The sequence below is a fragment of the Paenibacillus sp. FSL L8-0340 genome, assembly GCF_038593145.1.
In the GTDB taxonomy this organism is placed as follows: domain Bacteria; phylum Bacillota; class Bacilli; order Paenibacillales; family Paenibacillaceae; genus Paenibacillus_AQ.
Genome location: NZ_CP151967.1, coordinates 172,112 through 186,727, shown reverse-complemented (window position 1 = coordinate 186,727; position 14,616 = coordinate 172,112). Strand labels below are relative to the sequence as shown.

Annotated in this window: 12 protein-coding genes and 1 tRNA gene; 2 read left to right on the top strand and 11 right to left on the bottom strand. The window is 50.1% G+C overall.

Features of this window, described 5'->3' with window-relative positions:
* Window positions 1–354: 354 nt before the first annotated feature.
* The 9 genes from rnr to NST07_RS00890 form a co-directional block, all read right to left on the bottom strand.
* Window positions 355–3,249 (bottom strand): ribonuclease R, encoded by a 2,895-nt coding sequence (gene rnr / locus NST07_RS00930; protein ID WP_342481917.1) that lies wholly within the window; start codon window positions 3,247–3,249, stop codon window positions 355–357.
* A gap of 244 nt (window positions 3,250–3,493) precedes the next feature.
* Complete coding sequence (secG, locus tag NST07_RS00925; RefSeq protein WP_038584695.1) at window positions 3,494–3,727, bottom strand: preprotein translocase subunit SecG; 234 nt, start codon at window positions 3,725–3,727, stop codon at window positions 3,494–3,496.
* A 148-nt stretch (window positions 3,728–3,875) separates the two neighbouring features.
* A complete protein-coding gene (locus NST07_RS00920) occupies window positions 3,876–4,139 on the bottom strand; it encodes a hypothetical protein (protein ID WP_341089153.1) in 264 nt (87 codons plus the stop codon).
* Window positions 4,140–4,265: 126 nt separating this feature from the next.
* On the bottom strand, window positions 4,266–5,552 hold the full coding sequence (eno, locus tag NST07_RS00915; protein WP_038584689.1) for a phosphopyruvate hydratase: 1,287 nt from the start codon (window positions 5,550–5,552) through the stop codon (window positions 4,266–4,268).
* A 58-nt stretch (window positions 5,553–5,610) separates the two neighbouring features.
* A complete protein-coding gene (gene gpmI, locus NST07_RS00910) occupies window positions 5,611–7,155 on the bottom strand; it encodes a 2,3-bisphosphoglycerate-independent phosphoglycerate mutase (protein ID WP_341089152.1) in 1,545 nt (514 codons plus the stop codon).
* Between the two features lie 2 nt (window positions 7,156–7,157).
* Window positions 7,158–7,913: a triose-phosphate isomerase gene (gene tpiA, locus NST07_RS00905; RefSeq protein WP_341089151.1), complete on the bottom strand. Its 756-nt coding sequence runs from the start codon at window positions 7,911–7,913 to the stop codon at window positions 7,158–7,160.
* A gap of 33 nt (window positions 7,914–7,946) precedes the next feature.
* Window positions 7,947–9,128, bottom strand: coding sequence for a phosphoglycerate kinase (locus tag NST07_RS00900; protein WP_341089150.1), 1,182 nt, complete (start codon window positions 9,126–9,128; stop codon window positions 7,947–7,949).
* A 110-nt stretch (window positions 9,129–9,238) separates the two neighbouring features.
* Window positions 9,239–10,249 (bottom strand): type I glyceraldehyde-3-phosphate dehydrogenase, encoded by a 1,011-nt coding sequence (gene gap, locus NST07_RS00895; protein ID WP_038584677.1) that lies wholly within the window; start codon window positions 10,247–10,249, stop codon window positions 9,239–9,241.
* A 116-nt stretch (window positions 10,250–10,365) separates the two neighbouring features.
* Window positions 10,366–11,418: a sugar-binding domain-containing protein gene (locus NST07_RS00890; RefSeq protein WP_341377010.1), complete on the bottom strand. Its 1,053-nt coding sequence runs from the start codon at window positions 11,416–11,418 to the stop codon at window positions 10,366–10,368.
* A 248-nt stretch (window positions 11,419–11,666) separates the two neighbouring features.
* Here NST07_RS00890 and NST07_RS00885 point away from each other — a divergent pair.
* Together NST07_RS00885 and clpP are read left to right on the top strand one after the other, a co-directional pair.
* Window positions 11,667–11,741 (top strand) — tRNA-Arg (locus NST07_RS00885).
* Between the two features lie 191 nt (window positions 11,742–11,932).
* Window positions 11,933–12,529 carry an ATP-dependent Clp endopeptidase proteolytic subunit ClpP gene (gene clpP, locus NST07_RS00880; RefSeq protein ID WP_341089147.1) on the top strand — a complete coding sequence of 199 codons (597 nt, stop codon included), beginning with the start codon at window positions 11,933–11,935 and terminating at the stop codon, window positions 12,527–12,529.
* A 100-nt stretch (window positions 12,530–12,629) separates the two neighbouring features.
* Here clpP and NST07_RS00875 read toward each other — a convergent pair whose 3' ends face one another.
* Both NST07_RS00875 and NST07_RS00870 read right to left on the bottom strand, forming a co-directional pair.
* Window positions 12,630–13,268 (bottom strand): GDSL-type esterase/lipase family protein, encoded by a 639-nt coding sequence (locus NST07_RS00875; protein ID WP_341377009.1) that lies wholly within the window; start codon window positions 13,266–13,268, stop codon window positions 12,630–12,632.
* Window positions 13,269–13,389: 121 nt separating this feature from the next.
* Window positions 13,390–14,490: a DUF4163 domain-containing protein gene (locus NST07_RS00870; protein ID WP_341089144.1), complete on the bottom strand. Its 1,101-nt coding sequence runs from the start codon at window positions 14,488–14,490 to the stop codon at window positions 13,390–13,392.
* Window positions 14,491–14,616: the final 126 nt, after the last annotated feature.

Below are 14,616 nucleotides of genomic sequence, written 5' to 3'. Positions count from 1 at the left end.
GCCTTAAAAAGCAGGTGAGTTTGATTATCCAAACGTCAGATCTATATTGTATCAAAAGCGCTCCGGGGAACGCAAGGAAGCAGCGCCCATTCACCACCAGGCATTTTGACATATGTATGTCAGCAAGACGCGCTTTGGAGATAATTTATATACAATATGATGGATAAATAGAAATTACAGCCTGGCACAACACCACATAGGATATTAGTGGCGATGACGTTAATCCCAATGTAGGGTGACTTTGACTGGGAAGTTTTTGCATTCCTTTTGCGGGCGACCCTGAACATAAAATTCTTTATTAGCAAAAAAAGCGCTGCTCCCTTCACGGGGAACAGCGCCTTTCATTATCTCAGCTTACTCCTGAGGTTTTTTCTTCTTTTTCTTTCGGCGTACTGCGCCTTCCGCATTGCTGCCTTTGTCGCTGCGCTTAGCGGCTACCTTGTCGGAGGTCTCCACGTTGCCTGGAGTCACGGAAGGGCCAATGAACACGCCGCTCTTGTTCTTCTTCTTGCGGCGGCCCTTATCCTTGCCTTCTGTGCTTCCGCTGCGGCTCTCGAACCCGCGATCCTCCCGGCTGCTGAACCGGGTGTTCGCGTCAACGCCGCGCAGCTCGCCGGCGCCTTGCTCGCCTGCGCCGCCGGCTGGCGCGCCGTAGCCGCCCTTGCCGGAGCCGAAGGCGAAGCTAATGCCGCGTCCCCCGGCACCGCCTCCGGCATCTCCGCCGCGGCCACGTCCCCCGCCGCTGCGCTCGCGCGGCGCACTGCCGCCCGCTTCGCCGTTCAGGGCGGCGTAAGCCCGGCGTGCGGCCTCTGCAGGGCCGCCGCTGCCACGCTTGGCGCGTCCGCCTGAAGGCGCGCCGCTACCGGCCGCCGCGTCTGTGCGCGGCGCTTCCCAGGCGCCGGTTCCCACCGCGCCGGACTTGCCTCTGCCGGCGTTCAGCGCGCCGCCGGATTTGCCCTTGCCCGCGCCGACAGCGCCGGGCTTGCCTTTACCGCCGGTGCGGCCCTTGCCGCCGGCCTTTCCACCGGACGGCTTGCTGAAGCCGCCGGCGCCCGGACGGCCGCCTTTACCGCCGCGTCCGCTATAGCTGCGGTGCTCGCCCGCCGCACGCGGCTTCATGTCGACCAGCTCGAAGTCGATCGTATGGTCGTCCATGTTGACCTTGGCGACACGGATCTTCACTTCATCGCCAATGCGGAACACCTTGGAGGTGCGCTCGCCGATGAGCGCCATGTGAGCTTCGTCGAAGTGGTAGTAATCATCGCTAAGCGCGCTGAGACGGATTAAGCCTTCGACGGTATTTTCCAGCTCGATGAACATGCCGAAGCTGGTTACACTGCTGATCATCGCCTCGAATTCCTCGCCGACCTTATCCTGCATATATTCCGCTTTCTTCAGCTGCTCCGTATCACGCTCTGCTTCCACTGCTACGCGTTCGCGTTCAGAGGACTGCTGCGCGATGTCAGGCATCCGGCTGGACAGGTAATCATGACGCTTCTGGCTTAGGGCTCCACCATTCTCGATCACCTCGCGCATCACGCGGTGAATGACAAGGTCGGGGTACCGGCGGATCGGCGATGTGAAGTGGGAGTAGTATTCCGCTGCAAGTCCAAAATGGCCCGTGCTCTCCGCATCATACTTAGCCTGCTTCATGGAGCGCAGCATCATCGTACTGATGACGGTCTGCTCCTTGGTGCCTTGAATGTCCTCCAGCAGGCTCTGCAGCGCGCGCGGGTGGACAGAATTGCCGCGTCCCTTAACGTGGTAGCCAAAATTGGCGGCAAAGGCCATAAAGTTCTGCAGCTTCTCCGGGTCCGGATCTTCATGAATCCGGTAGAGGAACGGCACTTTTAGCCAGTGGAAATGCTCGGCTACCGTCTCATTGGCCGCCAGCATGAACTCTTCGATAATTTGCTCGGCTACTGAACGCTCACGTTTTACAATATCAACAGCTTTGCCGTTCTCGTCTACGATGATCTTGCTTTCTTCAAAGTCAAAATCAACCGCTCCCCGCCGCATCCGCGCATCGCGCAGCTTCATGGCCAGTTCCTTCATCAGACGGAAGTCCCCGATCAGCGGACTGTACCGCTCGAGCAGCTCCGGATCCTCGTCTTCGACGATTTTGCGGACATTGGAGTAAGTCATTCTTTCTTTGGTGCGGATTACACTCGTAAAGACATCATGCTTCACGACCTTCATATGCTCATTAAATTCCATCTCACAGGACATCGTCAGACGGTCCACCTGCGGGTTCAAACTGCATATCCCGTTAGAGAGACGGTGCGGCAGCATCGGAATTACCCGGTCCACCAGATACACGCTGCATCCGCGGTCATAAGCTTCCTTGTCGAGCTCCGAACCTTCGCGCACGTAATAGCCGACATCGGCGATATGGACGCCCAGCTTATAATGCCCATTCTCCAGCCGCTCCACATTGACAGCATCATCCAGATCCTTGGCATCCTCACCGTCGATGGTGACAATGTTAAGCCCGCGTAAATCGCGGCGTCCCTGCTGGATAATTTCTTCATCGGTAATGGAATCCGGCGCCTGCTCCGCTTCAGTCATCACTTCAGACGGGAAAGTCTCAGGCAGCTGGTGCTTACGGATTACGGATAAAATATCAACACCCGGGTCGTCCTTATGTCCCAGAATTTCAATGATTTCCCCTTCAGCCGCAGCACGGCCTTCCGGGTAATTTACAATGCGGACCACAACCTTCTCACCGTCGACCGCTCCCATAAAGGACTGCTTCGGAATAAAGATATCGCGGTTAATCCGCTTGTCATCCGGCAGCACAAAACCGTAGGTCTCCAGGCTTTGGAATACCCCAACAGTCTGGAGCACACCCCTTTTCACGATCCGCACCACTTCGCCTTCCATCCGCCCGCCGGACGGACTTTTCGAAGTAATCCGCACCAGTACGATATCCCCGTTCATCGCACCCTTTAAATCGTTGGCGTGTACATACACGTCGGGATGATCACGGTCGTCGGGGATTAGAAAAGCAAACCCCTTGGCATGTGCCTGTAGCCGTCCGCGCAATAAATCCATCCGTTCCGGCACGCCATAACGGGCATTCCGGGTCAGCACGACTCTCCCGTCCTGTTCAAGCTCCAGCAGCAAATCCTCGAACGCTTTAAACGACGCGCTATCCTGCAACTCGAAGTGGCTTACCAATTCGTCATAAGTGAGCGGTTTATAAGCGGTCTCCCGCATAAAATCAAGCAATATTTCCTGTGTTATCAAGTTAGTCACCTCGGCCCTCCGCAGCCTTTAAGCGCTGCTGGCATATATGTATGTGTTGTCCTGCTTCACCCGAAATCATTCAAGTAAAATTTACCTTTATATACTTCATACCCTAGTATACACGAAATCAATCCAGAGCATCCCTGTAATGATTATCACGAAGTTAACGCAGTCCAAAAAAATGCACCAAAAAAGCCCACGCCCCATTCTATTCAGAACAGTGCGAAGGCTTATTGTAGACGTCCTAATCAACTACAATGGCAACAACGATCGCCATAATGAAGAATCCAGCTGCCAGTGCAACCGTTACACGCTGCAGTACAAGCTCCATACCGCGTGCTTTAGTTTTACCGAAAAGATGCTCAGCACCGCCGGAGATGGCACCGGAGAGACCTGCGCTTTTCCCTTTTTGCAGAAGAACGACCGCAATCAGACCGACGGAAAAAATCAGGAGAACTACTTTCAAAAAGATATCCATTCACTTCCACCTCCTACGTCCAAGCATCACTATCTATGCTAAATTAGGTTATACGTTTCATAAACAGCATTTTTATTTTATCATAGCTACCGTATGAATACAACCTTCTGACTACGAATCTAGTTTGGAGATACCGAGTGTCAATCTGTTAAGCCTGTCTCCTGAAAAACGTAAGAGTCAGCAATAACAGCGCAGAAATCACAATGATAGGAACACAAATAAAGGCATAGGCAATCCCTTCCCAGCCCCCAATCACTGAAAAACTGAGCACGAGCAAGATTGCACCGCCAACCAAGCCGACAATCCCCGGATAAAACGTGAGCCCGGAATGCAGTCCCCGGATTCGTGTAAAAACTAAGCTTATGATTACAATCAGTATTCCGATCGCAATTCCTGCCACAATAGCATTCATTCAATCCGCTCCTTCCAAATATCTACATATATAGAATACCTATTCAGAGCGGCAGATGCAATTCCAAACAAAAAAAGAGCCTGCCCGAAATCGGCAGACTCTTTGAAAAGCTTGACTCAAAAATAATTATCTTTTGAGGTTGTAGAAGGATTTCAGGCCGTTGTATTGAGCCAATTCACCCAGTTCATCTTCGATACGAAGCAATTGGTTGTACTTAGCGATACGGTCTGTACGGGAAGGAGCACCTGTTTTGATTTGGCCGGCATTAGTTGCCACAGCGATATCAGCGATGGTGCTGTCTTCGGATTCACCGGAACGGTGAGAGATAACTGCAGTGTAACCTGCACGTTTAGCCATTTCGATAGCATCGAAGGTTTCAGTCAAAGTACCGATTTGGTTAACTTTGATCAGAATGGAGTTACCGATACCTTCTTCGATACCTTTAGCCAGACGCTCAGTGTTGGTTACGAACAAGTCATCGCCAACGAGTTGGATTTTGTTGCCGAGTTTCTCGGACAGCAATTTCCAGCCTTCCCAGTCATCTTCGGAGCAGCCATCTTCGATGGTGATGATTGGGTATTTATCAGCCCAAGAAGCGAGCAGGTCAACAAATTCAGCTGGTGTGAAGGATTTGCCTTCGCCTTCCAGGTGGTATTTGCCATCTTTGAAGAACTCAGTGGAAGCAACGTCCATACCAAGGAATACATCAACGCCTGGTTTGTAACCGGCTTTTTCGATAGCTTCCATGATGGAGGACAGTGCATCTTCGTTGGAAGTGAAGTTAGGAGCGAATCCGCCTTCGTCGCCAACTGCTGTGTTCAGGCCTTTAGCTTTCAATACGGATTTCAGAGCGTGGAAGATTTCAGCGCCTGTACGCAGAGCTTCTTTGAAGCTAGGTGCGCCAACTGGCAGAACCATGAACTCTTGAACGTCTACGTTGTTGTCGGCATGTGCGCCGCCGTTAACGATGTTCATCATTGGTACTGGAAGCTGTTTAGCGTTGAATCCGCCCAGGTATACATACAAAGGTACATCCAGAGCTGCTGCTGCAGCGCGGGCTACGGCCATGGATACAGCCAGAATTGCGTTAGCGCCGAGTTTGCCTTTGTTGTGAGTACCATCCAAAGTGATCATCAATTTGTCGATGCCCAGTTGGTCAAGAGCGTCCATACCGATTACTTCAGGAGCGATGATTTCATTTACGTTCTCAACAGCTTTCAGAACGCCTTTGCCCAGGTAACGGTTTTTGTCTTCGTCACGAAGCTCTACAGCTTCATGAGCGCCAGTGGAAGCGCCGGAAGGAACGATAGCGCGGCCTTTAGCACCGGATTCCAGATAAACATCAACCTCTACAGTAGGGTTACCGCGGGAGTCGAGGACTTCGCGAGCGTAAACATCAGAAATAATAGTCATGTAAGTTAATCTCCTTTTATCATGGGTTTTGGTATTGATGGTGAAGCTTAAATCCTGCTTATTTACGGCTGGCGATCATAGATTGTCCGGTCATTTCCGCTGGTTGCGGAAGTCCCATCAAATCCAGAATCGTCGGTGCCACATCAGCAAGGATACCGGATTCGCGCAGCACAACATTTTCTGTAGTTACGATGAAAGGAACCGGGTTGGTAGTATGAGCCGTGAATGGACGTCCGTTCTCGTCAAACACCATATCCGCATTGCCGTGGTCGGCAATGATGATTGCCACGCCGCCTTTGGCTACAACGGCATCCACAACTTTACCCACACATTCATCCGTCACTTCAACGGCCTTGATTGTTGGTTCCAGCATGCCGGAGTGTCCAACCATATCAGGATTCGCAAAGTTAAGGATAATAGCATCTTGTCTATCCGCTTCGATTTCCGCTACGCAGGCCGCCGCCACTTCGTATGCGCTCATCTCAGGCTGAAGATCATAAGTTGCTACTTTAGGAGAGTTGATCAGGATGCGGGTTTCCCCAGGAAGCTCTTCATCGCGTCCGCCGCTGAAGAAGAAGGTTACATGCGGGTACTTTTCAGTTTCCGCAATACGCAATTGCTTCTTGTTCTGCTGTACCAGCACTTCACCCAAGGTATTATCCAGGTTCTTCGGTGAGTAGGCCACGAAGCCCTGCACCGTTTCGCTGAATGTAGTCAGACATACGAAGTGCAGGCCTTGCGGGAACAAAGGCCCCCGGTCAAAACCACGGAAATCCGAGTTGGTAAAGACTTGGGACAACTGAATCGCACGGTCAGGGCGGAAGTTCAGGAACACAACAGAATCACCGCTTTCCACTACCGCAACCGGCTTGTCGTTGCTGTCTACAATAACACTAGGCTCAACGAATTCATCATACACGGAATTCTGATAGGAGGCTGTGATCGCCTGCAGGGCATCAGTATATTTCGGACCATCGCCATATACCATAGCACGATAGGCTTTCTCTACACGCTCCCAGCGTTTGTCACGGTCCATTGCGAAGTAACGCCCGGATACCGTAGCAATCTTACCTACGCCAACCTCTTCAATCTTGGCTACGAGATCCTGAACGAACTTTTGTCCGCTGTCAGGAGGTACATCGCGGCCATCCATGAATGCGTGAATATACACTTCGTGCATATCCTCTTTCTTGGCCAGATCAAGCATGGCAAACAGGTGGCTGATATGACTGTGTACGCCTCCGTCGGAGACCAGTGCATACAGATGAAGCTTTTTGCCGGTTGATTTGGCGTTTCTTACAGCAGCAACCAGCGTTTCGTTATCAAAGAATTCTCCGTCACGGATAGACTTGTCAATCCGGGTCAAATCCTGATATACGATACGTCCGGCACCGATGTTAAGGTGTCCTACTTCCGAGTTACCCATTTGTCCTTCCGGCAGACCTACAGCCTCGCCGCAAGCGGTCAGTGTGGTATTCGGATATTGTTTCAGATAACGGTCATAGTTAGGCTTGTTGGCTTGAGCAACAGCGTTGCCTTCAGTCGTATTGCGCAAACCGAAACCGTCCATGATGATTAATGCTACAGGTTTTGGTGCTGACATTCTTACTTCGCCCCCTCAACGAGTGAAACAAAGGAAGCTGGCTGCAGGCTGGCACCGCCGACAAGAGCGCCGTCGATGTCGCTTTGACTCATGTACTCCGTTACATTCTCAGGCTTCACACTACCGCCGTATTGAATACGCACAGCTTCAGCAGTTGCTTCATCATACAGACCTTTTACAAGGGTACGGATATAAGCAATAACTTCGTTGGCATCCTGGGAAGTGGAGGATTTGCCTGTGCCAATCGCCCAGATAGGCTCATAGGCGATAACCACCTGAGCAGCCTGTTCGGCACTGAGACCGGCAAATGCAGCTTCGGTTTGAACTTTGCACACATCTTTTGTTTGATTAGCTTCGCGCTCTTCAAGCTTTTCGCCTACACAAACAATTGGAGTGATGCCGTGACGGAATGCCGCATGCATCTTTTTGTTGACGATTTCGTCCGTTTCGCCAAAATAAGCGCGACGTTCGGAGTGCCCGATGATAACATAATCAACGCCAAGGTCCTTCAGCATTACACCGCTGATTTCGCCTGTATAAGCGCCGTTATCTTCGAAGTGCAGGTTTTGTGCACCGATCTTGATGCTTGTGCCTTTTACTGCTGCTACCAGTGCTGGCAGGTTAGTAAATGGAGCGCAAACAACAGTCTCTACGCCTGCTACTTCTGCTTGGCCTTTGACTTCAGTGATGAAGCCTTCTGCTTCCGGAACGGTTTTGAACATCTTCCAGTTCCCGGCGATAATAGGTGTTCTACTCATAGTAATGGATTGCCTCCTTCTACCTTCTACGTCTTACTTGTCGTTCAGTGCTTCTACGCCAGGAAGTGCCTTGCCTTCCATGAACTCGAGTGATGCGCCGCCGCCAGTGGAGATATGATCCATTTGGTCAGCCAGGTGGAATTTCTCTGCTGCAGCTGCGGAATCACCGCCACCAATTACAGTGTAACCTTCGGTTGTCGCACAAGCCTGTGCTACAGCCTTTGTACCTTCAGCAAAGATGTCGATTTCGAACACACCCATAGGTCCGTTCCATACAACCAGCTTGGAGTTTTTGATGATATCGGCATAAATCTCACGAGTTTTAGGACCGATGTCCAGACCTTCCCAACCCGCAGGAATGTCAGTTGTATCAACAATTCTGGTGTTGGCATCTGCGCCGAACTTATCGGCTACAACTACGTCAACCGGAAGTACGAAATTTTTGCCCAGTGCTTTAGCCTTCTCGATAAATCCAAGAGCAACATCAAGTTTGTCGTTGTCTACCAAGGAATTTCCGATTTCGAAGCCTTGAGCTTTAGTGAATGTATAGGAAAGGCCGCCGCCGATCAGTACATTGTCAGCCAAAGTCAGCAGGTTGTCGATAACGTCGATCTTGTCTTTAACCTTGGAACCGCCGATGATGGCAGTGAAAGGACGCTCAGGGTTCGAAAGAGCTTTGCCCAGAACAGACAATTCTTTCTCCATCAGAAGACCAGATACAGCCGGCAGGAAGTGAGCGATGCCCTCAGTCGAAGCATGTGCACGGTGAGCTGCGCCGAATGCGTCGTTGACGAACAGGTCAGCCAGTTCCGCGAACTGCTTAGCCAGTTCAGGATCGTTCTTTTCTTCACCCGGATAGAAACGGACATTCTCAAGCACAAGTACATCACCGTTGTTCAGTTCAGCAATTTGTGCTTTAACAGCATCGCCGATCGCCTCATCAGCTTTGGCAACTGGTTTGCCGAGCAGCTCGGACAGACGTACAGCAGCACCGGTAAGGCGCATGGAATCAACGAATTGACCCTTAGGACGGCCCATATGGCTGGCCAGAATGATCTTTGCACCGTTCTCGATCAGGTATTTAATCGTTGGAAGTGTTTCGCGGATACGTGTATCATCAGTGATTTTACCGTCTTCCACTGGCACATTGAAATCGACGCGTACGAATACGCGTTTGCCTGCTACTTCTACATCACGGACGCTCTTTTTGTTCATGATTAGTTTCCTCCACACCCATATTGGTTCACTCACGAATCCATTTAGAAAGAGCGGAAACAAGGAACTTCTGTTTCCGCTCTATAGATGCTGCTTATATAAAAACGATCTTATTGAGCAAGTTTAGCGAAGTGTTCCAAAGTGCGAACAAGTTGTGCAGTGTAGGACATTTCATTGTCATACCAAGCAACAGTTTTAACCAGTTGTTTGTCGCCAACAGTCAGGACTTTAGTTTGTGTTGCGTCGAACAGGGAACCGAAAGTCATGCCTTTGATGTCGGAAGATACGATTTCATCTTCAGTGTAGCCGTAAGTTTCTGGATCGGAAGCTTCTTTCATTGCTGCGTTCAGCTCTTCAACAGTAACGCTCTTGTTAAGGACAGTAACCAGCTCAGTCAGGGAACCTGTAGCTACAGGCACACGTTGAGCAGCTCCGTCAAGTTTGCCTTTCAGATCTGGAATAACCAGGCCGATGGCTTTAGCAGCACCGGTAGTGTTAGGGATGATGTTCTCAGCAGCAGCACGGGCACGTCTGAAGTCGCCTTTAGCGTGTGGAGCATCAAGAGTGTTCTGGTCACCAGTGTAAGCGTGGATAGTTGTCATCAAGCCTTCAACGATGCCGAACTTGTCGTTCAGCACTTTTGCCATTGGAGCCAGGCAGTTAGTTGTGCAAGATGCGCCGGAGATAACTGTTTCAGTACCATCCAGAATGTCATGGTTAACGTTGTAAACGACAGTTTTCATGTCGCCTGTAGCTGGAGCGGAAATAACTACTTTCTTAGCTCCGCCTTTCAAGTGTTTCTCAGCTGCTTCTTTAGTTGTGAAGAAACCTGTGCATTCCAGAACGATGTCAACACCGAGGTCGCCCCAAGGAAGTTCTTCAGGGTTGCGGTTAGCCAGAACCTTAACTTCTTTGCCGTTTACTTTGAAGAATCCGTCGTGAACTTCAACTTCACCCTGGAATTTACCTTGAGTTGTATCATATTTAAGCAAATGAGCAAGCATCTTAGCATCAGTCAAGTCATTGATTGCTACCACTTCGATACCTTCTACATTTTGAATACGGCGGAATGCAAGGCGTCCAATACGTCCAAAACCGTTAATACCAACTTTTACACTCATTGAATAGTTCCTCCTAGATTTCGTTTTATTTATTCAAGACAGGCCGTTAAGCTTGTCAAGACAACAATGTTAAGTATAATGCAAAATAACTGCGAATGCTCTCCAGAAACTGGATGCTATAGGACCTGCTGTATTTGTGCGTCAATTTCTTTGCCGATTTCGACAGCCGCTGCCTCGTCTATGACGAGTATATCCTCTTGCCCAAACCGCAGCATCGCATGAATGGCCTTCGCCTTGCGTTTGCCTCCGGCGATTCCGATGACAACTTCCGTCCGGATAATATCCTCCAGTCGCAGTCCCATCGTCAGCATGGTATGGACAACCTGGCCGTCTTCATTGAAATAGTAGCCGAACGATTCGGCAACCGCGCCTTCTTCCTGTATTTCCGAGACCGTAGTCTCATCAAGCTTACGGCGGTGGGTCATTTCAATGGCATCGCCAATTCCATGAACAATAATACGCGATCTACGGATGATTTGCACGATTTCTCCAATATTGGAGTCCTGCGCCAGCGATTGATAAGCATCCCCGCTGAGCAGATCGGGTACATGCAGCAGCCGATAATTGGCTCCAAGCCGTTTGGCCATCGTCGAAGCAATGGTATTAGCTTGAATCTCCATACTTTCCCCAAGTCCTCCGCGCGCCGGAACAATCCAGGCGTTCTTATAGGAATGGGATAACGGCGGTGTCAGCTGATCGGCCATTTCGGCCAGTGTCGAACCGCCGGTGACAGCAATCGTATCGCCTGCACGGAGCACACCCAGCAACGCTTTGGCGCCTGCCCGGCCCAGCTCACGTTTGGTAAACAACGATGTCTCACAATCGCCAGGCACTACTATGACTTTACTAAGACCGTACGTTGAGCGAATCTTCTCTTCCAGATCATCCAGGCCGAACAAGCTCTTGGCGATCGGCTCCAGCAGGTCAAGCAGTCTGCGCCCGGCATCGCTGATGCGCATGCCGACACTCTCGATCTCAATGAGCCCTTGCGATTTCAGAAGATCCGTCTCGGCGCGCAGTACCCGCTCAGTCATATCAAGCGAAGCGGCGAGCGTCCTGCGTCCGATAATATCGGACAGCATGATCTGATGTAGAATCGTGTACCGTCTCTTAAGGGTTTCCATGAGATCAGGCAGAAGCTGCTTTTGGATTTCTAATAAATTACGCATACTTTCACTCCTGCAACTTCGTCTTTCTCTATTCCCTTGTTCGTGGTCTCAAAATGTCCCGGGTTAACTTTTTAAGTCCCACCCATATTCTACCCAAATATTACGCGGAGTGCAAGTCTCCCGAGAGTATAATTCTCAACCTCTTTTCATCTTATACATCATCACAGAGATCCGGGGAAAGATATTTTCTAAACAACAGGATGAACCCATTGCATTTGAATAATAAGTGTATTATAATAATTTCTGTTGCGCCCGTGGTCCAATGGATATGACGTAGGCCTCCGAAGCCTGAGATCCAAGTTCGATTCTTGGCGGGCGCGCCATTTTTTTCTTATTTGTCTATAATTTAGCAACACCTATACTAATAATTAACCAAAGAGCCAGGTGATGGCTCTTTTTTTGCAACTAAGTTTGACTTTCTTTGACTTTTTGTTTGAATTTGTTTATCATGTGGTTAATACGGTAACAGTAAAAATGAACACATTCGAAGAACCAATTCAAGGAGGTTTTCCACGTGAGTTATATTCCTATGGTAGTAGAACAGAGCAACCGCGGTGAGCGCGCTTATGACATCTATTCCCGCCTGCTGAAGGACCGCATCATTTTCCTTGGAACGGAGGTTAATGACGTGGTAGCCAATTCCATCATCGCGCAAATGCTGTTTCTGGCTGCCGAGGATCCGGAGAAGGATATTCACCTGTATGTAAACAGCCCTGGTGGCTCCATTACAGCGGGTATGGCTATATTTGATACAATGCAGTACATCAAACCGGATGTATCGACGATTTGCGTAGGTATGGCCGCTTCGATGGGAGCTTTCCTGCTGAACGCCGGTGCCAAAGGCAAACGTTTTGCACTCCCTAACAGTGAAATTATGATTCACCAGCCTCTGGGCGGTGCTCAAGGTCAGGCTACGGACATCGAAATCCGCGCCCGCCGCATCCTCAAGCTGCGCGACAAGCTGAACCGCATTCTGTCCGAGCGCACAGGACAGCCGCTGGAACGGATCGAAAAGGATACCGACCGCGACTATTTCATGACTGCAGCTGAAGCAGCTGAATATGGTATTGTCGATAAAGTTATCGAGAAAACGCTGCCTGCCGGCGTTTAATACATGCAACAACAAAGAGGCTGGTTGGGACCACTAAGTGATCCCCGCCAGCCTCTTTTGCTGTTTTATAGTCCAGGTGCATTATTCTATTGATGAAGAATTAACCCAGACGCCCATACCCCAACGCATCCAGCTTCCCGGCGATAACACGGTAACCTCTTCCGTGAGGATGCAAATGATCTATTGACAGCAGCCCGCGCTCGTTGCCGGCAAATTCATTATATATAGAGGCGAACCGGCATACCGGGCTGCTATATCCCGCAGCATAGCGGTTAAACTGCCGCACCCAATCCGTCGCTTCCGTCAACTGGGGATAGGGGTTATACAGTCCTACTATTCTGATAATATAGGGTCTCCGCATGCCCGCCTTCAACTGCGAAAGCGTGCCCATAATGTCATTCAAATTACGCTTGCATTCCCGTAGCGCTTTTTGCAGTACCGGAGCCAGATCGCCCGGCCGGCCGGCCGCCGCTTTGGCCGACTTGATCAAATCGTTGCCGCCAATGGACATCGTAATCAATTCGGCCTCGCTGATGGCAAGCCGATAGTTGTAATCCGCCTTCAGCCTTTGCTCCAATCCATCTGTGGTCAAACCATTGACTCCCAAATTGGATAATTCGATCGGTACCCGCAGCCGCGCCTCGGCCATCCGGCGGTAGACCGGAACAAACCCATTGCCCGGCAGAGCTCCAAATCCTGTCGTTAACGAATCGCCAATCGCCGTATACTGAATACTCATCGTTACTTTCCCTCCCCGCTCCTAAGCTGGTTTCTCCTTTAGCTTATGAACGGTTAGGTGATCCGGTAACGGAGAAATGTCCGTATCCGGCATTGGCGGATTCGCAGTCAGGTCACTGTATTTACTTCAATGCGGCAAATGGACTGCTTCCGCTGGGGAGCAGCTCCTTGAACGTGAAAGTAAACTCAGGGAATCCGGCAGCATACGCAGTGTATTCATACAGCTGGAAGAAAAGGACCGCCTTGCCGTCTTTCAAATAGAAATCCTTCTCCGTATTCAGGCCGGTGAAGCCGCCAAGATACCCGCCATCTGCTTTCAGCAGCTTCGCCAGCTTTGCATTAAGCTCTTTTTTATAGTTGGGGTTGGCTCCGAATAAATCTCCAAGCAATAGCTGCTTTCCGTCCTTGAGTGAGAAGGTAAAGGCATTACGGTAGGTCATTCCATGAGCGCCGCCGGTATACCCATACTGGCTGGTCACAAGGCTGAGCACCCCGTCCTGATTGTACGTAACCACGTATCCTCCTTCGTATTCATAGGGGCGGTCATCTTTGGCTCTAATCGCAATTTCTTTCTCAGCCCCTTCCGCATACTTTAGGAACGTCTGCTTAAGGGTATTATTAATCGCTGCCTGCGCTTTGGCATTGTCCAAACCGCTGATTTGCGGGTAATCCAGCTTGATCGGCGCGTCCTTGTAGTCCTTGCTGTAAGTTTCAGTCGTTACCGTAATCGGATTTTGTGTTTTCTTTATCACATTTAACCGTCCGGAGGCAGCATTCCAATCCCCCTTATAGCCCAAATAATCGCTAAGCAGATCAAAGGGAACATACAGACGGTTATTTATAATCTTGCCTTCAAACTCTCCCAGGAAATAATTATTGACCGTGATGGAGGTGCCGTAATCGGAGACCATCAGCTTGGTTCGTGTAATTCCGTTCCCGATCGTATAAGTTTTCTCCGTTTTATCATAAGTCAACGGCATACCCAGAGAATCACGCATAAAAGCAACCGGCACCCATACTTTTCCTGCGCTTACGATCCCGGTATGCTGTGAAATCGTTCCGTTTGTTTTTAATACAACAAGTGATGAATTGACCTTAGCCTGTGTCTTGGCCGCTGCGGCCTGGCTCGTCTCTGCAGGCAGAAGAGCTCCGCCCAGCAGCAATCCTGCTGCCATTAATCCTGCGCCCCATTTCCGGGCCTGTTCTTTCGACATATACTTCATACTTTTTTCCCCTTCCGCTGATACGATGATTGACTCTTCCCATTATAGAATAAACAGCAACCGTGGTTGTTACAACGCTCCTTACAGTTTCTTAAAGTTTCCCTGCAAATATTACGAGTCTTATTA

Coding starts and splice junctions, on each gene's coding strand:
- secG (WP_038584695.1), bottom strand. CDS start 3,727: ATGGATATCTTTTTGAAAGTAGTTCTCCTGATTTTTTCCGTCGGTCTG.
- NST07_RS00920 (WP_341089153.1), bottom strand. CDS start 4,139: ATGAATGCTATTGTGGCAGGAATTGCGATCGGAATACTGATTGTAATC.
- eno (WP_038584689.1), bottom strand. CDS start 5,552: ATGACTATTATTTCTGATGTTTACGCTCGCGAAGTCCTCGACTCCCGC.
- gpmI (WP_341089152.1), bottom strand. CDS start 7,155: ATGTCAGCACCAAAACCTGTAGCATTAATCATCATGGACGGTTTCGGT.
- tpiA (WP_341089151.1), bottom strand. CDS start 7,913: ATGAGTAGAACACCTATTATCGCCGGGAACTGGAAGATGTTCAAAACC.
- NST07_RS00900 (WP_341089150.1), bottom strand. CDS start 9,128: ATGAACAAAAAGAGCGTCCGTGATGTAGAAGTAGCAGGCAAACGCGTA.
- gap (WP_038584677.1), bottom strand. CDS start 10,249: ATGAGTGTAAAAGTTGGTATTAACGGTTTTGGACGTATTGGACGCCTT.
- NST07_RS00890 (WP_341377010.1), bottom strand. CDS start 11,418: ATGCGTAATTTATTAGAAATCCAAAAGCAGCTTCTGCCTGATCTCATG.
- NST07_RS00875 (WP_341377009.1), bottom strand. CDS start 13,268: ATGAGTATTCAGTATACGGCGATTGGCGATTCGTTAACGACAGGATTT.
- NST07_RS00870 (WP_341089144.1), bottom strand. CDS start 14,490: ATGAAGTATATGTCGAAAGAACAGGCCCGGAAATGGGGCGCAGGATTA.